The organism is Saccharopolyspora hirsuta (genome assembly GCF_008630535.1).
In the GTDB taxonomy this organism is placed as follows: Bacteria; Actinomycetota; Actinomycetes; order Mycobacteriales; family Pseudonocardiaceae; genus Saccharopolyspora; species Saccharopolyspora hirsuta.
Window position 1 is genome coordinate 260,163 of record NZ_VWPH01000005.1, and the last position, 19,658, is coordinate 279,820.

A 19,658-nucleotide genomic window follows, 5' to 3' on the forward strand; every position below is an offset into this window, starting at 1 on the left:
CCAAATACTTCGCGCGGTCAAGGCCGTGCTGCTGCGGATCGAAACCGTTGCGTCAGCGGTATCACCACCCCGGTCGGCCGCCGCACGTTGACGCCGGGAGGTAGGGGGTCGAGACTGGCAGCGAGTTTGTACGGCCCAATTCGGCCAGGCGAGGGAGGAAGCAGTGCCGGGCTTGGAGACCTACCTGCAGGAGTGGCGGCCGGAGCCGCTGGTCGAGACCGACGCCCTGCCCGCGGAACCGTCCCGCGCGCTGGCCGCGGTGCTCGAGACGACCGCCCCCGGCGACGAGCTGCCCCCGCTGTGGCACTGGGTGCACTTCCAGCACTGGCCCCGGCACGGCGAGCTCGGCGCGGACGGGCATCCGACGCACGGGCACTTCCTGCCGCCGATCCCCGACCGGCGGCGGATGTTCGCCGGGGGTCGGCTCACCGTCACCGCTCCGCTGCGCCTGGGGGTTCCGGCCGAGCGCACCTCGTCGCTGGCGAACGTCGTGGTCAAGCAGGGCCGCTCGGGCGAGATGGCCTTCGTGACGGCCCGCGCGGAGTACCGGCAGGACGGCGAGCTCCGGTTCGTCGAGGAGCAGGACTACGTCTACCGCAGCGGGGAGAGCTCGACCAAGAACCCCGACGCCGCCCGGCCCACCGACCTCCCGGTCTCCGACGCGCCGTGGCAGCAGCCCTTCACCGGCGACCCGGTGCGGCTGTTCCGGTTCAGCGCGCTGACCGCCAACGCGCACCGCATCCACTACGACGCGCCGTACGCCCGCGAGGTCGAGTCCTACCCCGGGCTCGTGGTGCACGGCCCGCTGCTGGTGCTGCTGATGACCGAGCTCGCCCGCAGCCGGGCACCCGAGCGCGAGCTCGCCGGGGTCGACTACCGGCTGCGCCGCCCGGTCTTCGCCGGGGACCCGGTGCTGGTCACCGGCAGCCCGGACGGGGACATGGCGGTGCGCACCGCACCGGACCACCTCATGGCGACCGCACAGGTCACCTTCCGCTGACCCGCGCCCAGACGTCGAGCAGCCTCGCCGCCGAACCGCCGACGGGGCCGACCGCGTCCGCCAGCACCTCGGCGGCGGGCAGCTCCGCGCTGTCCACTGCGGACACCGCGGGCGCGGGGTCGGCGATGGTGCTGGAGCAGACCGCCAGCAGGTGCTCCGGCACGGTCAGCGCCGGGTCGACGCAGCCGACCAGGGGCGTTCCCACGGCGGCGATCAGCGGGAACACGGTGCCGGGGATCCCGATCGCCGCTTCGGCCCGCGCCGAGGCCTGCAGCGACGGGGCGTCGCTGATCTCGTAGCGGCTCCACAGCGCCGGGTCCTCGCGCGGGTGCAGGCCGACCAGGATGCGCTTTCCAGCGGCCTGCAGCCGCTCGGCGGCGGCCAGCAGCAGCTCGGTGCCGGGCGCGGCGGACCCGGTGTCGTCGGGGTGGGTGACGCTGGTGAGCACCAGGACCAGGCCCGGTTCCGGCGCGCGCTGCGGCAAGGAGTCCGTCTGCGGCGAGCCGACGACGCGGATCTTCCGGTGGGTGCCCAGATAAGCCGCGAAGGCGCGGGCTTCGGCTGGCGAGGACGCGGTGATCGCGCGCAACCGCGGCCGCAACCGCTTGGCGCGCTCGGTTTCGCGCGGGTTGAGGTAGGCCAGCGAGCTGGCGGCCAGCAGCAGCTTCCGGAAGCGGGACGCGCACTCCGCGGGCCACTCCTCCGCACCCGTCACGACCAGCAGGTCGGCGCGCGGGGCCTCGTCGGGCGTCGCCACCGGCACCGGGTCGTCCGGGGCGGCCTCGGCGCGGTCGGGCACCAGCTGGGTCAGCTGCCACCCGCGGCGGGCGGCTTCGGCGAGCAGCGGTTTGACGTGGTAGGTGCCCCACGGCTCGTTGGTCGCGATCAGCACCCACCTCGGCCGGGCCGCCGCAGCCGTCCCGCCGAGGGCCAGGAGCCCGGCCCCGGCCAGCGCGCCGCCCAGCACCGTTCGGCGCGCGAGCACCGTCCGCTCGTCGTCGTTCATGACCGGAGAAGCTACGCACCCGAACCGACCACGACGTGAACCTGCGGCGAACGCGCGGGTCCGATGAGGACGCAGCGATTTCGCGCGAAACCAGCGGTTCGCGTGCGGACGAGGTGCCGGTTTCGCGCGAAATCGCCAGCCCGACGCCGCGCGCCGGGGTCAGCGGGGTGCGTCCCGGAAGGCGCCGCGGTAGGCCGCGGCCGGGTGGCGCGGGTTCAGCCGGGAGCCGTCGGCGAACAGCTTCTCCCGGAAGGTCCCCGGCCGGTACTCGGTCTGGGCCAGGCCGCGGCGGCGCAGCTCGGGCAGCAGGCCGTCGATCACCTCCGCGTAGCTGCCCGGGATGACGTGGTTGATGATGTTGATGCCGTCGACGCCCGCGTCCTGCCAGCGCTCCAGCTCGTCGGCGATCCGCTCCGGCGTGCCGACCAGCCGCATCCGCTCCGCGCGGTAGCGGACCATGTCCTCGATGGTCGGGTTGCCGCCCGGCACCGAGTCGATGACCGCCTGCAGCACTCCCCTGCCACCTTCGACGTGCAGGTCCTTCAGCGGGGTGTCCACCGGGGCGTCCCCGAGGTCCACGCCCATCCCGCCGAGCATGTGCGCGGCGAGCCCGTCGATCGACAGGTACTCGTCGAAGTCGGCCTTGCGGCGGCGGGCCTCGGCCTCGGTGCTGCCGACCACGAAGGACAGCCCGGCGAAGAACAGCACGTCCGCTGGGCGGCGGCCGCGTTCGGCGGCCTGCGCCCGGACCGTGGTGGTGATCTTCCGGGCGCTGTCCGGCGAACCGGCGAACATGAACACCGCCTCGGCGTTGCGCGCGGCGAACGCCATCCCGGCCGGGGAGGTGCCCGCCTGGAACAGCACCGGCGTGCGCTGCGCCGACGGCGCCACCAGGTGCGGCCCCTCCACCGAGTACCGCTCGCCGCGGTGGTGGATCTTGTGGATCCCCGCCGGATCGGCGTGCGCGCCCGCCTTGTCGCGCAGCAGCGCGCCGTCGTCCCAGCTGCCCTCCAGCAGCTTGTAGACCACGTCGACGTACTCGTCGGCCCACCGGTAGCGCTCGTCGTGCGGGGTCAGGCCGGGCAGCCCGAAGTTGCGGTGGGCGTTCTCCAGCACCGACGTGACGATGTTCCAGCCGGTCCGGCCCCCGGTGAGGTGGTCGAGCGTGGCGGCGCGGCGGGCGAAGGTGTACGGGTGCTCCTGGATCACCGAGCTGGTCCACGCCAGGCCCAGGTGCTCGGTCACCGCGCCGAGCGCGGAGATCATCACCGACGGGTCGTGCGAGGGGATCTGCAGCCCCTCGGTGGCGAAGATGTCCCAGCTGCCGCGGTAGTTGCCGTACAACCCCACCACGTCGGCGAAGAAGATCGCGTCGAACTTCGCCGCCTCCAGCTGCCGGGCCAGGTCGGTCCACAGCGACAGCTCGTCGAACCGGTGCTGCTGGGCGTCGGGGTGCCGCCACTGCCCCTCCAGGATGTGCGAGGTGGTGGCCATGACGAACGCGCTCAGCCGCAGGCGGCTCCGCCGGGCGCTCACCGCCGCTTGTCCAGCCGTCGCACGGTCGCGCTGCCGACCAGCTGGACCAGCTGCACCAGCGCGATCATGACCAGCACCGCCACCACCATCACGCCGGTCTCGTAGCGGTAGTAGCCGTGGCGGATGGCGAAGTCGCCGATGCCCCCGCCGCCGACCAGTCCGGCGATCGCCGAGTAGGAGATGAAGCTGACCACCATGATGGTGATCGAGCCCGCCAGCCCCGGGCGGGCCTCCACCAGCAGCACGCTCCAGATGGTGCGCAGCTTCGACGCGCCCATCGCCTGGGCGGCCTCGATCACGCCCGGGCTGATCTGCAGCAGGTTCTGCTCGACGAACCGCGACAGGTAGGCGATGGCGTTGACGCACAGCGGCACGGTCACCGCGACGGTGCCGACGCTGGTGCCGACGATCAGCCGGGTGATCGGGATCATCGCGATCAGCAGGACCAGGAACGGGAACGACCGCACCAGGTTGACCACCGCGTTGACCACCTGGTGCAACCGCGGCGACGGGCTCAGCCCGCCCGGTCTGCTCACCCACAGCAGCACCCCGACCGGGATCGCGGCCAGCACCGCCAGCGGCACCGTGATCAGCAGCATCAGGCCGGTCTCGCCGAGCGCTTCGAGCATCTCGGGCAGCGCGGCGGTGATCTGGTCAACCAGCACGGCTCTCCTCCAGGTCCCGCCCGGACCGCAACCGGATGCGGTCGTCCACCATGAACCGGGCGATCTCGGTCTCGGGGCGCAGCGGCGAGCCGTCCAGCTCCAGGTGCTCGACGACCTTGCCGCCGTCCATCACCGCCACGTCGTCGGCGATCGCGCGGACCACGTTCATCTCGTGGGTGACCAGGACGATCGTGATGCCGAGCCGCTCGTTGACCTCCTTGAGGTAGCTCAGCACCGACACCGTGGTCCGCGGGTCCACGGCGCTGGTCGGCTCGTCGCACAGCAGCACCGACGGCTCGTTGGCCAGCGCCCGCGCGATCGCGACCCGCTGCTGCTGGCCGCCGGAGAGCTTCGCCGGGTGGACGTCGGCCTTGTCGGCCAGGTCGACCACGGCGAGCGCCTCGGCCACCCGCGCCGCGCGGGCGGCCTTGTCCACCCCGGCGATGCGCAGCGCCAGCTCGACGTTCTGCGCCGCGGTGAGGTTGGCCAGCAGGTTGAAGTGCTGGAAGATCATGCCGATCTTGGTGCGCCGCCGACGCAGCTCGGCCTCGTCCACCGCGGTCAGATCGGTGCCGTCCACCTCGACGGTGCCGGAGTCGGGCCGCTCCAGCAGGTTGATCAGCCGGATCAGCGTCGACTTGCCCGCGCCGGAGAACCCGATGATGCCCTGCACCGACCCGCGCGGCACGTGCAGGTCGACGTCGTCGACGGCGGTCAGCGGGCCGTCCGGGCCGGTGAACCGCTTGGTGACCCCGCGCAAGGTGATCAACGTCCGCCGTCCTTCCACCACTGGCCGAGCTGGGCCTGCGGGTCCTCGGTCCAGGGCAGCGGCGCCCAGTCGCCGTAGAACCGCTTGAAGAAGTCGCGGACCGGTGGGCTCTGCAACGCCGCCTGCAGCGCCCGGGCCTTCTCCGAGCCCACTTCGTCCGGTCGGCCGCCGACCACGATCCGGTAGGGCACGGCGTCGACGTCCTGCTCCCGCAGCAGCGCGGAGTCCTCGACGTCGAGCCCGATCTCGATGGCCTGCCGGGAGAACAGGAATCCGGCGTCGACGTCGGGCAGCGTCTGGGTGAGGGTCTGCTGGTCGACCTCCACGAAGGAGTAGCGGTGCGGGTTGTCCACGATGTCGCGCTGGCTGGTGGTGACCACCTGCGCGCCGTCGCGCAGCTTCAGCCGCCCGGCCTGGGCCAGCAGGTGCAGCGCTCGGCCGTTGTTCGCCGGGTCGACCGGCAGCGCGATCCGCGCCCCGTCGGGCAGCTGCGAGATGTCGTCGTAGCGCGTGGAGTACACCCCGGCCGGGGAGCCGACCACGTAGAACAGCGGCACCACGTCGGTTCCGTTGTCGCGGTTGAAGGTCTGCAGGTACGCGCCGTGCTGGAAGAAGTTGAAGTCGGCCTCGCCGCTGCTGACCGCGTGGTTGGGCTGGACGATGTCGGTGACGTACCGGACGTCGAGCTGCCAGCCCTGGGCTTCGAGCTGCTGGCGGGCGATCTCCAGCGGGTCGTGGTACGGCGGGCTGTCGGTGGCGACGATACTGATGGTGCGCTCGCCGGAGGCGGACCCACCGGCCAGGCCGCAGCCACCGAGGGCCAGCACCAGCGCGCCGATCAGCGCGAGGAACGGGAAGGAGCGGGAGTTCTCGGGCCGCCGCGCGCGGGCGGACCGGTGGTGCGAAGTGGACACTCTCGTCGCTTTCTGCTGGGGCGGGTCAGATCTGGCCGTGCCGGGGCGGCCGGGTGCCGTTGAGGACGTAGCGGCCGATGTGCTGGACCTTCCAGCGCACCGGGTCGTGCAGGGTGTGGGTGCGGGCGTTGCGCCAGTGCCGGTGCAGGTTGGTCTCGGCCAGGCTCGACCTGGTCCCGGAGACCTCGAACAGCGCGCTGCTGAGCTCGACCGCGACGCCGTCGGCGAACACCTTCGCGGTGGCCACCGCGATCGAGGCCGCGGCGGCGGAGTCGGCGTCGAGGTCGGCGCGGGCTGCGTCCAGGGCCGCACCCGCCTTCTCCAGCAGCGCCTCGGCCGCGCGGAGGCGGACCGCCAGCTCGCCGAACCGCTGGATGGTCAGCGGGTCCTCCGCCGCGGTCTCCACCCCGGCCTCGCCCCACGGGCGGCTGCGGGTGCGCACGAACTCGACGGCATCGGCCAGCGCTCCCCCGGCGATGCCCACGTCGATCGCCGCGTGCAGGGCCTGCGCCAGCGCGCCGTGCAGCTGCGGGCGGTCGAAGGTCAGGTGGTGCGGCACGATCCGGTCCGCCGGTACCGGGACCGCGTCCAGCTCGACGGTGCCGCTGGCGGTGGTGCGCTGGCCCATGCCCGCCCAGTCGTCGACGACGGTGACGCCCGCGGCGTCGCGCGGCACGTAGGCGACCTGCAGCCGGTCCTGCTCGTCCTTGGCCAGCACCGGGATCCAGTGCGCCAGCAAGGCCCCGGTGGAGTAGGCCTTGCGCCCCCGCAGGACGAACTGGCCGTCCGGCGCGGGCGAGAGCCGGGTCTGGATGTCCTGGACCGTGCGGCTTCCGGCCTCCGACTGCGCGTTGCCGAACCGCTTGCCCGCCAGCACTTCGCCGAAGAAGAAGCGCTGCTGCTCGGCGGTGCCGTTCTCGCGCAGCACGTTGACGTAGGCGAAGTGGCTCTGCGGGATCTGCGCGATGTTCGGGTCCGCTGCGGCCAGCAGCCGGAAGACCTCCAGCAGCGTCGTCGCGCGCACATCGGCCCCGCCGTGCTCGCGCGGGACGGTGATGGCCAGCAGCCCGCTCGCCGACAGCTCGTCGAGCTCGGCGCGCGGAATCCTGCGCTCGCGGTCGCGTTCGGCGGCGCCGACGGCGAACCGCTGCGCCAGCCGCGCGGCGAGGTCCAGCGCCTCGGCGTCGTCGCGCACCAGGTTCGCCGCGGGACGACTGGCGGGCGGGGAGACTGTCATCGGGAACTCCTCGTGTCGTGCGGTGCGGGTCGTGAGCGCGCAACCGGTGTGGGGCCCGGTCGCGCGCTCACGACCTCCTGTCCCCCTCCGCGGCGGTCAGGTGTACCAAGTGGGTTCGGGCAGTTCGCCGAGCAGCGCGTAGCGCCCGACCTCGACCCGCTTGTAGGCGACGGGATCGTGCAGGCTGTGCGTGCGCAGGTTCCGCCAGTAGATGTCCAGGCCGACCGAGCTGGCCGTCGCGCGGGCGCCGGTCACCTCGAAGATCCGGGTGCTGACCTCCAGCCCGGTGTCGATGATGCGCTGCTTGGCCGCCGCGATGAGCACGGCCGCCTCGCCCCGCTGCTCGGGGGTCAGCGCCTCCCGCTCGGCGTGCAGCAGCGCGGACAGCTGCGCGTTGGCCTTGTCGATCAGCGCTTCGGCGGCCCACAGCTTAGCCTGGAGGTCGCCGTAGGCGTCGAGGACGTAGAACTCCTCCGTCGCGGACTCCTTGTTGTCCCCGCCGTAGGGCCAGGGGCGGGTGTGCTGGGCGGTGTAGGACAGGCCCGCCTCCAGCGCGGCCTGCGCGATGCCGAGGTAGAAGTTGGCGAACACCAGCTGGATCGTCGGCACGTTCAGCGTGTTGTAGGTCAGCGCCTGGAACTGCTTGTCCACGTACCCCGCCGCCGAGGACCACGGCACCCGCACGTCCTCGACGAGCACGCTGCCGGACTCGGTCAGCCGCTGGCCCAGGTTGTCCCAGTCGTCGCCGTAGGTGATGCCGTCCTGATCGGACGGGACGATCGCGAACACGTGCTCGCCGCTGTTCTCCAGCACGCCTTCCAGCACCGTCAGGTCGGAGACCTTGCTGCCGGTGGAGAAGGACTTCTTGCCGCGGAACACCAGCACGTCACCTTCGTCGGCGATGACCAGGTCGTCGTCGCGCGGGTTGACCGCGCCGCCGAAGAAGAAGTTGTTGGCGGTGTACAGCTGCTCGACCGCGGCGATCTGCTCCGGCGTGCCGACCAGCCGGGCCGCCCACGCCCACAGGTAGTGGTAGCCGAGCAGCTGCCCGATCGAGCCGTCGCCCTTGGCGACCTCGCGGACGACCCGGTAGGCGGTCTCCCAGGACTCCCCCGCCCCGCCGTGCTCCTTCGGGCCGAGCAGCGTGACGAGCCCGGAGTCCTTGAGCAGCCGCACTTCCGCGTGCGGGGTGCGGTTGGCCTGGTCCCGCTCGACCGCGTCGGTCGCCAGGACGGCCGCGACCTCCTTGGCCCGCGCTGTCCAGCCCTCGGAGGTGGTCGGGCGTGCGTCGTCGTTCCAGTTCTCGGTGGTCATGGTGGTGCCCCTTCTCCCTGTGATCAACGAGCGTTGCCGACGCCGACGGGGTCGCCGGTGCGGTCGAGTTCGGCTTCGAGTTCGCGGACGATCGGCAGCACGTGCCGACCGAAGTGCTCGACGTCGTCGAGGTAGTGCAGGAAACCGAGCAGCAGGAGGTTCGCGCCGCGCTTCTTGTACTCGACGATGCGGTGCGCGATCTGCTCCGGGGTGCCGATCAGCCCGGTGCGGAAACCGTCGTTGTACTGCACGAGATCGGCGAACTCCGAGTCCGCCCACATGCCCTTGCCGTCCGAAGTGGACTTCCCGGCCTGGCGGACCGCGGCGCGGAAGCCCTCCACGGCCTCCACGTCGGCCTTGTCGATGATCTCGCGCAGCACGTCGCGCGCCTGCGCCTCGGTGTCGCGGGCGATCAGGAAGCCGTTCAGCCCGAACCGGACGGTGCGGCCGTGCTCGGCGGCGACGGCCCGGACGTCGGCGACCTGCTCGGCGAAGCCGTCGAAGTCCTTGCCGTTGCTGAAGTACCAGTCGGAGACCCGCCCGGCCACCTGCCGCGCCGCGGTCGAGTTCCCGCCCTGGAAGATCTCCGGGTGCGGGCGGCCGGGCACCGGGTGGGGCTGCGGGCGCAGGCTGAAGTCGTGGATGCGGTAGAAGTCGCCGCCGAAGTCGAAGTTCGGCTGCGTCCACAGGCCGCGCAGCACCCGGATGAACTCCTCCGTGCGCCGGTAGCGCTCGTCGTGCTCCAGCCACGGTTCACCGAGCCCGGTGAACTCGTCCTTGAACCAGCCGCTGACGATGTTCACCGCGAAGCGGCCCTGGGACAGGATGTCGGCGGTGATGCCGAACTTGGCGAGGATCGCCGGGTGCCACAAGCCGGGGTGCGCGGCGACGATGAGCTTCAGCCGCTCGGTGGCCAGCAGCAGCCCGAGGCTGAACGCGGCCGGGTCGTGCTGCTGCGCGGCGCCGTAGCTGGAGGCGTAGCGCACCTGGCTGAGCGCGTAGTCGAACCCGCTGCGCTCGGCGAGCACGGCGAGTTCCTTGTTGTAGTCGAAACCGAATTCCGTTCGCTGTTCGATCGTGCTGGTGACCAGGCCACCGCTGACGTTGGGCACCCAGTAGGCGAACTTCAGCGGTTCGGCGCGGTGTGCATCGGACATGCTCGTCTCCCGTTGCGCATGGTGCAGCACTGCCGGAAGGCGCGCTCGGTCGGCACGGAAAACGGTTCCGGCAGCGAAAAAAAAGGGGAATGGCGGGCGCGCTTCGAGCGCGGCCGGGAATGCCTAGGCGATCAGAAGTCGAGACAGGACTGCGCGCCGACGCGAGCGAGGTCGACGTGGCGGCGCTTGGTCAGCCGGTCTGCGAAGAACACGGTTCAATGCCACCAAAGACCGGCAGCGGTGTCAACGGGATCGGCGCACTTCCCAACCTCCGGACACCGTCCTCTTAGGACGAAAAAAGACCGCGAGCCCTCCGAGAGGGCTCGCGGTCGTGCGCGACGGGAAGAACGGTCAGGACGCCGCAGCGGGCTCGCGCGCCCCGCCCGCGAACGGGATGCTCGCCGGGGCGCCGTCCGCGGCCCCGGCCGGGTGCCGCCACAGGCCCTTGCGCTCCAGGATCGGCAGCACGCCCTCGCCGAACCAGTACGCCTCCTCCAGGTGCGGGTGCCCGGAGAGCACGAACTCGTCGATGCCGAGCGCGTGGTACTCCTCGATCCGCTCAGCCACCTCGGCGTGGCTGCCGACCAGCGCGGTCCCGGCCCCGCCGCGCACCAGGCCCACACCGGCCCACAGGTTCGGGTAGATCTCCAGGTCCGCCGTCGACCCGCCGTGCAGCTCCAGCATCCGCCGCTGCCCCTCGGACTCGCTGCGCCCCAGGCCCTCCTGCACGCGCGCGATGGTCGCCGGGTCCAGCGCGTCCAGCAGCCGCTGCGCCTCAGCCCAGGCCTGCTCGCTGGTGTCGCGGCTGATCACGTGCAGGCGGATCCCGAAGCGCGGGGTGCGGCCCCGCTCGGCCGCCAGCTCGCGGATCCACCGGATCTTCTCCGCGACCTTCTGCGGCGGTTCGCCCCAGGTCAGGTACACGTCGGCGTGGTTGGCGGCCACGGTGCCCGCCGCGGGCGAGGAGCCGCCGAAGTACAGCGTCGGCACCGGGTCCGGGGTGCGGGTGAGCTCGGCGCCCTCGACGCGGACGTGCTGACCGGTGAAGTCGACCCGCTCACCCCGCCACAGCGCCCGCACGACGTGCAGGAACTCGTCGCAGCGCGCGTAGCGGGCGTCCTTGTCCAGGAAGTCGCCGTAGGCGCGCTGCTCGGCGCTCTCGCCGCCGGTCACCACGTTGAGCAGCAGCCGCTTGCCCGAGTGGCGCTGGAACGTCGCCGCCATCTGCGCGCCCAGCGTGGGCGAGAGCAGCCCCGGCCGGAACGCGACCAGGAACTTCAACCGCTCGGTGACCTCCGCCAACATCGCCGTGGACAGCCAGGCGTCCTCGCACCACGCCCCGGTCGGGGTCAGCGCGCCCTCGAACCCGAGCTGCTCGGCGCTGCGGGCGATCTGGCCGAGGTAGGCCAGCGTCGCAGGCCGGGACCCCGAGGCGGTGTTGGTGGTGGCCACGCCGTGCCCGCCGCCGACGAGGTACCGGCTGTCGCCGTAGGTGGGCAGGAACCAGTGGAAGGTCAAAGACATCAGTCACTCCAGGAGAAGCGGGACCGCCCAGCACGTGGTCGCGAACCCGTCGTGTCCGTTGTGGACGGGAAGAGGGGAACCCCGCGGATCGGACGGGGTGGAACCAGGTCAGGGACGACACGCCTGCGCCGACACGCGGTGGAAGTCCACGTGCCGACGCCTGGTGAACAGCGCCACGACTCGCACGGATCAATCGTGGGGAAGCCGCACCGGAGGTGTCAACCGGCGACCGGGCCATCCCACCTGGCGGACCGCCGGGCGGTGACTGCGGACGCCGGGACGGCCGCGAGGCGCTCGCCCACCGCGAAGGCGGTCAGCTCGTCGGTGGTGGCCATCCGGGTCGGGTCGGCCGGGCTGACCAGGTGCGCGTAGACCGCCGCCGGGGTCAGCCCGGCGAGCCCGACCAGGTCGAACGCCACCTCCGCGAGGCTGTCCCCGCGGTGCCCGGCGATCGCGACCGGCACGACGTGGCCGGGCCGGGTGAAGTCCGCGGGCTCGGCGTGCGGTGCGGCGAGCAAGCGCGCCGTCCTGGCCCGGTCCGACGCGGAGATGCCGGTGCTCACCCCCGCGCTGGCGTCCACCGTGACGCACGCCGTGGCCCCCTGCCGCTCCACCTTCGGCGACATCGGCGGCAGCACCAGCTCGTCGCACCGCTCGCCGGAGAGCGCCACGCACAGGAAGCCCGACGAGTGGCGCACCGCGAAGGCCGTCAGCTCGACGTCGGCGCGCGCCGCGGCGAACACGATGCCGCCCTCGTCGGAGCAGCCGTGCACGACCACCGCGCGTCCGGCCGCGAGCTCCGCGGCCGCCCGGTCGACCGCACCGCCGAGCAGTGCCGTGCTCTCCCGCTGATCGTTCACGTTCTCCCCTTGGCGAACCGGCTCCGGGACGTCTCGATGTCCACAGAGGACGCGATGGCGCACCGACTGCGCCGCGTCGAGCATCGCCCCACCGCGACGCGGAGGTCAACGAACGATCCCACCGTCCCAGCACCTGGAACCGGCGCACCTTCCTTGACACCCCCGCGCAGATCTCCATAGCGTCGCCGCGTGCTCCGAGTGCTGCTGACCTGCCGCCACCACGTGGACCTGCTGCGCGTGGCGTCCGCGGCCTGTGCCGCTTCCTGACCCACGTCCCTCGGAACGCCGACCCGGGCGCGCCCGGACGGCCGCACATCCCCCGCTCCAGGAGGCAGCAGCATGACCGCGACCTCGCACGCCGAGGCACCCGGCACCCGGCAGGTGTCGGACAAGGACGTCCGCACGGTGATCGTGTCCAGCCTGATGGGCACCACCGTCGAGTGGTACGACTTCTTCCTCTACAGCACCGCCGCCGGGCTGGTCTTCGACGAGCTGTTCTTCCCCACCGACAACCCGACCGTCTCCACCGTGCTGGCCTTCGCGACGTTCTTCGTCGGCTTCGTCGCCCGCCCGCTCGGCGGTGTCCTCTTCGGACACATCGGGGACCGGATCGGCCGCAAGCGCACGCTGGTGACCACGATGCTGCTGATGGGCGTGGCCACGGCCCTGATGGGCGCGCTGCCCACCTACGACGACATCGGCCTGCTCGCACCGCTGCTGCTGGTGCTGCTGCGGGTGGTGCAGGGCCTGGCGATCGGCGGCGAGTGGGCCGGTGCGGTGCTCATGGCGGTGGAGTACGCGCCGCCCGGCAAGCAGGCCCGCTACGGCGCGTGGCCGCAGGTCGGCCTGGCCCTGGGGCTGGGGTTGGGCACCGGGTTGTTCGCGCTGCTCGGCAACCTGCTCGACGACGAGCAGTTCCTCGGCTACGGCTGGCGGATCGCCTTCGGGCTCAGCATCGTGCTGGTGTTCATCGGCCTGGTGATCCGCCTCCGGGTCGCCGAAACCCCGGCCTTCGAGCAGATGCGCACGGCGCGCGAGACCTCCCGGACCCCGTTCCTGGACCTCTTCCGAGACCGCGCGGTCCGGCGCAACACGCTGCTCGGCCTGCTGTCGCGCTGGGCGGAAGGCGCTGCCTTCAACACCTGGGCGGTGTTCTTCCTGTCCTACGCGACCACGACGCTCGACCTGCCCCGCACCGACGTGCTGGTGGCGGTGATGGCCGCCGCGATCGTGCTGGCGGTGCTGATCCCGGTGTTCGGCCGGCTCGCCGACCGCTGGACGCCCCGCCGCACCTACACCTTCGGCGCAGCGCTGTTCGCGGCGTCGGTCTTCCCCGCGTTCCTCGCCTTCCAGACCCGCGACCCGCTGCTGATCGGGCTGGTGATCGTGCTGGTGCTGGGTGTCGTGCACGCGGTGCTCTACGCCCCGCAGGGCACGCTGTACGCCCAGCTGGCGCCGGTGCGGATGCGCTACACCGGGATGTCGTTCGTCTACCAGTTCTCCGGCATCTACGCCTCCGGGCTCACGCCGATGGTGATCACGACGCTGCTGGCGGTGGGCGGCTCGCCCTGGTGGGCTTGCGCGTACCTCGTGCTCGCCGGTGCCGTCGGCGCGGGCGCGACGCTGGCGCTGCGCCCGCGCGACCTGCACTTCGGGCGCGACCGCTAAGCGGGTGCCCCGGTGGTCCACCCGAAGACCGGGAGGGCGTCGTTGATCGCGTGGTCGCCCACCGCCCGCGCCTTGTAGATCAGCGGGTTGTGCGCGGTGAGCGTCCGGGCGTTGCGCCAGTGCCGGTCGAGCCGCCGCGCCTCGCTGACCAGCGACGACCCGCCCACCTCGAACAGCTCCGAGGTGGCGCGCAGGACCACGTCGGCGATGGCCACCTGGGCCTTGGACACGTCGTCCTCGGCGGTGATGACCTCGCCCTCGTCCTGCTGGGCCCGCTGCACCGAGGCGACCGCGGCCTCCAGCGTCGCCTGCGCGGCGAAGGCGGCGCTGTGGACCTTGCCGACCACCTGCTGGACCAGCGGGTCGTCCTTGGGCAGCGGGGCGCTGGCGTGGCTGTACGAGCGGCGGCGCTGCTGCACGAACTCGGTGGCGTCGCGCGCCGCCGCGCGCGCCACGCCGACGAGGGAGGCCAGCAGCACGAGCTGAGCCAACGCGGTGTGCAGCCCCGGGCCGCGGTCCCACGGCACGACGTGCGCGGGGTCGACCTCGACGTCGGTGAACTCCACGGTGCCGCTGGCCGTGGTCCGCTGACCGAAGCCGTCCCAGTCGTCCCGCTGGACCAACCCCGCCGAATCGGCGGGAACCCTGGCCACGACCAGCTCGCCCGGAGCCCGCTCGGCCCGGACGGTCAGCCAGTCCGCGAACAGGCTGCCGGTGGAGTAGTACTTGGTGCCGTTGAGCACCAGCCGCCCGTCACGCTCCGACAGCCGGGTGTTCAACCGGCCCACCTCGTGCGGATCGCGTTCGCTGATCGCGTTGCCGACCAGCGCCCCGCCCGCGGCCAGCCGCAGCCACTCGTCCCGTTCGTCCGAGGGCGGCTGCCGGAGCTGCTCCTCGACGAACAGCACGTGCGGCCGCAGTGCCTGCGGCAGGTTGGAGTCGGCCTCGCCCAGCTCCACCAGCAGGCCGAACAGCTCGTCCAGCCCGGCACCAGCACCGCCGAGCCGCTGCGGGACCCGCACCGCGCCGAACCCGGCCGCGCGCAGCCAGCCCACCTCCTCGTGCGGCAGGCGGCGCTGCCGCTCGCGGTCCACCGCGCCGTCGGCGATCCGCTCGAACACCGGGCGGAACCGCGCCGCCAGATCCGGGTTGTCCGTTGGCACCGTGGCCTCCTGTTCTCAGACGATTCCGTTGCGCGGCGGGTGGATCCCGTTGAGCTCGTAGTTGCCCAGGTGCTGGACCTTCCACCGGCGGGGGTCGTGCAGCGTGTGGGTGCGGGCGTTGCGCCAGTGCCGGTCGAGGTTGCGGCCGGTCCGGGCGGACCGGGTGCCGATGAGCGCGAAGATCTCGCTGGACACCGACACCGCGGCGTCGTCGGCCTGCGCGCGGACGGCGGCCACCGCCACCGACGCCTCCGCCGCCCGGTCCTCGGCGTCGGCGGCTCCCGAGTCGATCGCCCGCCTCGCCGCGTCGAGCGCATCGCCCGCCTCGTTCAGCAGCGCCCCGGCCGCGCGGACCCGCAGCGCGAGCTCGCCGAAGCGCTGCACCACCAGCGGCTCGTCCGCGGTGCGCTCGACACCGGCCTCCCACCACGGGCGGCTGAGCTCGCGCACCGCGGCTCCGCCGTCGCGCAGCGCCGCATCGGCGATGCCGACGTCGATCGCGGCGTGCAGGTACTGCCCGAACGCGCCGAAGATCTCGGCCCCGTCGAAGGTCCGGTAGTGCGGCACGACCCGCTCCGGCGGAACCCGGACGTCCTCCAGCAGCACCGTGCCGCTGGCCGTGGTGCGCTGCCCGATGCCGTCCCAGTCGTCCAGCACGGTCAGCCCGTCGGCCCCGGCCGGGACGAACGCCGCGTTGACCCGATCCTCGCCGTCGATCGCGAACACCGGGATCCAGTGCGCGAACAGCGCGCCGGTGGTGTAGTTCTTGGTCCCGCTGATCCGGAAGTCGCCGCCGGGCTGCTCGACCAGCCTGGTCTCGAAGGCGTGCGCGGTCTTCGCACCGGCTTCGGCCAGCGCGTTGCCGAACCGCTTCCCGGCCAGCACCTCGGCGTGGAAGAAGGCCAGCTGCTCCTCGGTCGCGTTGTGCCGGAGCACGTTCAGGAAGAAGAAGTGGTTCTGCGGGATCTGGCCGATGCTGGAGTCCCCGGCCGCCAGCAACCGGAACACCGCCCCCAGGGTCCGGTGCGAGACCTCCGCACCGCCGTGGCGCGCGGGCACCGTGATGCCGAGCAGCCCGCTCTCGGAGAGCTCCTCCACCTCCTCCTCCGGCAGGATCCGCTGCGCGTCCCGCTGCGACGCGCCTTCGGCGAACCGCTCCCCCAGCCGGGCGGCGACGGCGAGCGCCTCCGCGTCGTCGGCGATGACGTTGACCATCGGTCTCCTCAACTGTCGCGGCGAAACACCAAGTGCGCCAATCGGTTCTCGCCCGGACACTACCCGCCGCGACGGTCCGCTCAACCCCGTTCCAGATGCTGATAAGTCCGTTGTGGACTCGGTGTTTCAGCACCGTTAAGCGAGAATCACAACAATCCACTGAGGATGATCAGGCGGACCGGCGGTTGTGGTCCAGCGTGCCAGCCGCGTGCCGCAAGCTGCGGGCCAGCGCGGTCGCCTGGTCGCGGGCCTGCGCCAGGTGCGCGGCGACCGTGGCCCAGCTGGCCAGGTCCCTCCGGGCCTGGTCCGACAGCTCGGCGACCTGCTCGGCGATCGTGGCCAGCTCGGACAGCGCCGTGACCGGGTCGGCGAAGTGCTGCTCGTCCATCGCGGTGGCCCCCTTCGGCTCCCGCCTCCTCCGACACCGCCCATCCTCCCGCCGACCCCCGACAGCTCCGGCGCGGGTTATCGTGCGGGGGGGACGGCCGCAGGAGGGACGCATGACGACCGAACGGACCTGGCTGCCGAGCAGCTCGCACTGGGGCGCCTTCCGCGCCGCGACCGACCCCGACGGCACCCTCCACGTCGAGCCGCACCCCGCCGACCCCGCGCCGTCGCCGCTGCTGGGCAACCTCGCCGGGACCGTCCGCCACCGCACCCGCGTCCGGCGCCCCGCGATCCGCCGCGGCTGGCTGGAGGGCGGGCCCGGCCCGACCGGCGCGCGCGGCAGCGAGGAGTTCGTCGAGGTCTCCTGGGACACCGCCCTGGACCTGGTCGCCGAGCAGCTGGAGCGCACCCGGCGCGAGCACGGCAACGAGGCGATCTTCGGCGGCTCCTACGGCTGGTCCAGCGCCGGGCGGTTCCACCACGCGCAGAGCCAGCTGCACCGCTTCCACAACACCATCGGCGGCTACACCGCCTCGCGCAACAACTACAGCTTCGGCACCTCCCAGGTGCTGCTGCCGCACGTGATCGGCAGCACCGACGCGCTGCTGCAGCACGCCGACAGCTGGCAGACGATCCGCGAGCACACCGACCTGGTGGTGGCCTTCGGCGGCTTGGCCACCAAGAACCTCTCCATCGCCTCCGGCGGCATCACCCGGCACACCGGTTCCGCCGCCCTGCGCGACCTGGGCACCGACGTGGCGGTGATCAGCCCGCTCGCCGACGACGTCCCGCCCGGCTCGTCGTGGTACCCGATCGCCCCCGGCACCGACGTCGCCCTCCAGCTCGGCCTGGCCCACACCCTGCTCACCAGCGGGCACCACGACCAGGACTTCCTGGAGCGCTGCTGCACCGGGTTCGACGTGTTCGCCGACTACCTGCTCGGCGAGCGGGACGGCACCGCGAAGTCCGCCGAGTGGGCGGCCGGGATCTGCGGGATCGACGCCGCGGACATCCGCGCCCTGGCCGCCCGGATGGCCGCCGGGCGGACGCTGATCACGGTGTCCTGGTCGTTGCAGCGCACCGAGCACGGCGAGCAGCCGGTGTGGGCGGGGCTCGCGCTGGCCGCGATGCTCGGCCAGATCGGGCTCCCCGGCGGCGGCTTCGGGCACGGCTACGGGTCGATGGCCGACATCGGCGACGACGCCCCGGTGCTGCGCCCGCCGACGCTGCCGCTGGGCCGCAACCCGGTGTCGACGTTCATCCCGGTGGCCCGCATCGCCGACCTGCTGCTCAACCCGGGGCAGCAGTACGACTACGACGGGCAGCGCCTGACCTACCCCGAGATCCGGCTGGTGCACTGGGCGGGCGGGAACCCGTTCCACCACCACCAGGACCTCAACCGGCTGCGCCGGGCGTTCGGCCGCCCGGACACGGTCGTGGTGCAGGAGACGCACTGGACGGCGACCGCGCGGCACGCCGACGTGGTGCTGCCCGCCACCGTCGCGCTGGAGCGGGAGGACGTCGGCGCCGGACGGCGCGACAGCCACCTGATCGCGATGCACCAGGTGCTCGACCCGATCGGCGAGGCCCGCGACGACTACGACATCCTCGCCGGGCTCGCCCGGCGGCTGGGCGTGCACGAGGAGTTCACCGAGGGCCGCTCGCCGCGCGAATGGCTGGTGCACATGTACGAGCAGTGGCGCAGCGGGCTGGTCGCGCAGGGCCACGACATCCCGCCGTTCGCCGAGTTCTGGGCGGCCGGGGACGTGCGGATCCCGGACGTGCCGCGCCGGGCGCCGCTGGTGGCGTTCCGGTCGGACCCGCAGCAGAACCCGCTGCGCACGCCCAGCGGCCGGATCGAGCTGTTCTCCGCGACGATCGACTCCTTCGGCCACCCGGACTGCCCCGGCCACCCGGCGTGGTTGCCCGCGCGGCAGCGGCGCGGCGGACCGCTGCACCTGATCGCCAACCAGCCGTCGACCCGGCTGCACGGCCAGGGCGACGTGGGCGCGGTCAGCCAGGGCGCCAAGGTCGCCGGGCGCGAACCGATCCGCATCCACCCGCAGGACGCCGCCGCGCGGGGCATCTCCGACGGCGCCGTGGTCCGGGTGTTCAACCACCTCGGCGCCTGCCTGGCCGGGGCCCGGGTGACCGAGGACGTCCGGCCCGGTGTCGTCGCGCTGGCCACCGGCGCGTGGTTCGACCCGCAGCCCGACCCGGTCCGCCCCGGCGAAACCCTCTGCGCGCACGGCAATCCCAACGTGCTCACCGCCGATGTGCCGTCCTCCCGGCTGTCCCAGGGCTGCGCCGGGCAGCACGCGCACGTCGAGGTCGAGCGGTACGACGGCCCGGTCCCCGCGCTGCGCTGCAGCGAGCCGCCGCCGCTGGCCGATTCCTGAGGGCGCGGGCGCGTTTTCGGCGCGCCCACCTCGATTCCCGCGCCACCGCGGCGGATTCGCCGGGACCAGTCAGCGAAGTGGTCCTGGTCCTTTGCAGTGACGTCGTTTCGGGAATGTTGACCGGATTCCGACCCGCTGATTATGGTCCAGACCACACCGCAGCTTCGGGTCGGCCGGTCGACCGGCGGTCGTCGACCACGCCGTTGCTCTCCCGCGACCAGGCGCGTTGCGCCGGACCGCAAGCACCGGGGGGCTCGCTCGGCCGGGAACGGCCCGGCCGGATCGACAAGGGAGTCGAGATGACATCGAAGCGCAAGTTCGCCGCGGCGGCGGTCGGCGCGGCGATCGCGCCCTTCCTGGTGGCCATCCCCACCTCGACCGCCAGCGCGCACGGCTACATCGACACGCCGCCGAGCAGGCAGGCGCAGTGCGCCGCGGGCACCGTCTCCTGCGGGGAGATCAAGTGGGAGCCGCAGAGCGTCGAGGGCCCGAAGGGCCTGACCAGCTGCAGCGGCGGCAACGCCCGCTTCTCCGACCTCGACGACGACAGCAAGGGCTGGACGGCCACCAAGGTCGGCAACTCGGTGAACTTCCACTGGACGCTCACCGCCCCGCACGCCACCACGACCTGGGAGTACTTCATCGGCGGCAACCGGGTCGCGGTGTTCGACGACGGCGGCCAGCGGCCGCCGAACTCGCTGTCGCACACCGTCGACCTCGGCGGCGTCAGCGGCAAGCAGAAGCTGCTGGCGGTGTGGAACATCGCCGACACCGCCAACGCCTTCTACGCCTGCGTCGACCTCGACGTCGGCTGAGTCGTACCGGGCAGCAACCCGGTACGCCG

17 protein-coding genes are annotated in these 19,658 nt (G+C 72.6%); 4 read left to right on the top strand and 13 right to left on the bottom strand.

Going from position 1 to position 19,658, the window contains the following annotated elements:
* Positions 1–163 precede the first annotated feature (163 nt).
* Positions 164–1,000 carry an HTD2 family dehydratase gene (locus F1721_RS12100; protein WP_150066720.1) on the top strand — a complete coding sequence of 279 codons (837 nt, stop codon included), beginning with the start codon at positions 164–166 and terminating at the stop codon, positions 998–1,000.
* Here the strand turns inward: F1721_RS12100 and F1721_RS12105 are convergent.
* From F1721_RS12105 to F1721_RS12150, 10 genes are all read right to left on the bottom strand, one after another.
* Positions 987–2,006, bottom strand: a complete 1,020-nt coding sequence (locus tag F1721_RS12105; RefSeq protein ID WP_150066721.1) for a hypothetical protein — start codon at positions 2,004–2,006, stop codon at positions 987–989. The genes F1721_RS12100 and F1721_RS12105 overlap by 14 nt on opposite strands.
* 159 nt (positions 2,007–2,165) lie before the next feature.
* Complete coding sequence (locus tag F1721_RS12110) at positions 2,166–3,542, bottom strand: LLM class flavin-dependent oxidoreductase (protein WP_246154723.1); 1,377 nt, start codon at positions 3,540–3,542, stop codon at positions 2,166–2,168.
* Positions 3,539–4,207: a methionine ABC transporter permease gene (locus F1721_RS12115; protein WP_211840438.1), complete on the bottom strand. Its 669-nt coding sequence runs from the start codon at positions 4,205–4,207 to the stop codon at positions 3,539–3,541. The genes F1721_RS12110 and F1721_RS12115 overlap by 4 nt, the downstream gene beginning before the upstream one ends.
* Entirely contained in the window at positions 4,197–4,976 is a 780-nt protein-coding gene (locus F1721_RS12120) for a methionine ABC transporter ATP-binding protein (protein WP_150066722.1), read from the bottom strand. The genes F1721_RS12115 and F1721_RS12120 overlap by 11 nt, the downstream gene beginning before the upstream one ends.
* A complete protein-coding gene (locus F1721_RS12125; RefSeq protein ID WP_150066723.1) occupies positions 4,973–5,890 on the bottom strand; it encodes a MetQ/NlpA family ABC transporter substrate-binding protein in 918 nt (305 codons plus the stop codon). Before F1721_RS12125 ends, F1721_RS12120 begins: the two co-directional genes overlap by 4 nt.
* Before the next feature lie 25 nt (positions 5,891–5,915).
* A complete protein-coding gene (locus F1721_RS12130; protein WP_150066724.1) occupies positions 5,916–7,127 on the bottom strand; it encodes an SfnB family sulfur acquisition oxidoreductase in 1,212 nt (403 codons plus the stop codon).
* Between the two features lie 96 nt (positions 7,128–7,223).
* Positions 7,224–8,441 (bottom strand): acyl-CoA dehydrogenase family protein, encoded by a 1,218-nt coding sequence (locus tag F1721_RS12135; RefSeq protein ID WP_150066725.1) that lies wholly within the window; start codon positions 8,439–8,441, stop codon positions 7,224–7,226.
* 23 nt (positions 8,442–8,464) lie between these two features.
* Positions 8,465–9,598, bottom strand: a complete 1,134-nt coding sequence (gene sfnG, locus F1721_RS12140; protein WP_150066726.1) for a dimethylsulfone monooxygenase SfnG — start codon at positions 9,596–9,598, stop codon at positions 8,465–8,467.
* Positions 9,599–9,949: 351 nt separating this feature from the next.
* Complete coding sequence (locus tag F1721_RS12145) at positions 9,950–11,122, bottom strand: LLM class flavin-dependent oxidoreductase (protein ID WP_150066727.1); 1,173 nt, start codon at positions 11,120–11,122, stop codon at positions 9,950–9,952.
* A gap of 218 nt (positions 11,123–11,340) precedes the next feature.
* Positions 11,341–11,982 carry a 3,4-dihydroxy-2-butanone-4-phosphate synthase gene (locus F1721_RS12150; protein ID WP_211840439.1) on the bottom strand — a complete coding sequence of 214 codons (642 nt, stop codon included), beginning with the start codon at positions 11,980–11,982 and terminating at the stop codon, positions 11,341–11,343.
* 339 nt (positions 11,983–12,321) lie between these two features.
* Here F1721_RS12150 and F1721_RS12155 point away from each other — a divergent pair, with 339 nt between their 5' ends.
* Positions 12,322–13,650, top strand: a complete 1,329-nt coding sequence (locus F1721_RS12155; RefSeq protein WP_150066729.1) for an MFS transporter — start codon at positions 12,322–12,324, stop codon at positions 13,648–13,650.
* Here the strand turns inward: F1721_RS12155 and F1721_RS12160 are convergent.
* From F1721_RS12160 to F1721_RS12170, 3 genes are all read right to left on the bottom strand, one after another.
* Positions 13,647–14,813, bottom strand: coding sequence for an acyl-CoA dehydrogenase family protein (locus F1721_RS12160; RefSeq protein WP_150066730.1), 1,167 nt, complete (start codon positions 14,811–14,813; stop codon positions 13,647–13,649). The two genes, F1721_RS12155 and F1721_RS12160, sit on opposite strands and share 4 nt — an antisense overlap.
* A 15-nt stretch (positions 14,814–14,828) precedes the next feature.
* On the bottom strand, positions 14,829–16,028 hold the full coding sequence (locus F1721_RS12165; protein ID WP_150066731.1) for an SfnB family sulfur acquisition oxidoreductase: 1,200 nt from the start codon (positions 16,026–16,028) through the stop codon (positions 14,829–14,831).
* A 169-nt stretch (positions 16,029–16,197) separates the two neighbouring features.
* On the bottom strand, positions 16,198–16,416 hold the full coding sequence (locus F1721_RS12170) for a hypothetical protein (RefSeq protein ID WP_150066732.1): 219 nt from the start codon (positions 16,414–16,416) through the stop codon (positions 16,198–16,200).
* 112 nt (positions 16,417–16,528) lie between these two features.
* Between F1721_RS12170 and F1721_RS12175 the strand changes: the two genes are divergently transcribed.
* Positions 16,529–18,814: a molybdopterin-dependent oxidoreductase gene (locus F1721_RS12175; RefSeq protein WP_150066733.1), complete on the top strand. Its 2,286-nt coding sequence runs from the start codon at positions 16,529–16,531 to the stop codon at positions 18,812–18,814.
* A gap of 299 nt (positions 18,815–19,113) precedes the next feature.
* Positions 19,114–19,629, top strand: coding sequence for a lytic polysaccharide monooxygenase auxiliary activity family 9 protein (locus F1721_RS12180; RefSeq protein ID WP_150066734.1), 516 nt, complete (start codon positions 19,114–19,116; stop codon positions 19,627–19,629).
* Positions 19,630–19,658 lie beyond the last annotated feature (29 nt).

Excerpts from the sequence above, each read along its gene's own strand:
- F1721_RS12105 (WP_150066721.1), bottom strand. The coding sequence starts at position 2,006 with ATGAACGACGACGAGCGGACGGTGCTCGCGCGCCGAACGGTGCTGGGC.
- F1721_RS12130 (WP_150066724.1), bottom strand. The coding sequence starts at position 7,127 with ATGACAGTCTCCCCGCCCGCCAGTCGTCCCGCGGCGAACCTGGTGCGC.
- F1721_RS12135 (WP_150066725.1), bottom strand. The coding sequence starts at position 8,441 with ATGACCACCGAGAACTGGAACGACGACGCACGCCCGACCACCTCCGAG.
- sfnG (WP_150066726.1), bottom strand. The coding sequence starts at position 9,598 with ATGTCCGATGCACACCGCGCCGAACCGCTGAAGTTCGCCTACTGGGTG.
- F1721_RS12145 (WP_150066727.1), bottom strand. The coding sequence starts at position 11,122 with ATGTCTTTGACCTTCCACTGGTTCCTGCCCACCTACGGCGACAGCCGG.
- F1721_RS12155 (WP_150066729.1), top strand. The coding sequence starts at position 12,322 with ATGACCGCGACCTCGCACGCCGAGGCACCCGGCACCCGGCAGGTGTCG.
- F1721_RS12165 (WP_150066731.1), bottom strand. The coding sequence starts at position 16,028 with ATGGTCAACGTCATCGCCGACGACGCGGAGGCGCTCGCCGTCGCCGCC.
- F1721_RS12170 (WP_150066732.1), bottom strand. The coding sequence starts at position 16,416 with ATGGACGAGCAGCACTTCGCCGACCCGGTCACGGCGCTGTCCGAGCTG.
- F1721_RS12175 (WP_150066733.1), top strand. The coding sequence starts at position 16,529 with ATGACGACCGAACGGACCTGGCTGCCGAGCAGCTCGCACTGGGGCGCC.
- F1721_RS12180 (WP_150066734.1), top strand. The coding sequence starts at position 19,114 with ATGACATCGAAGCGCAAGTTCGCCGCGGCGGCGGTCGGCGCGGCGATC.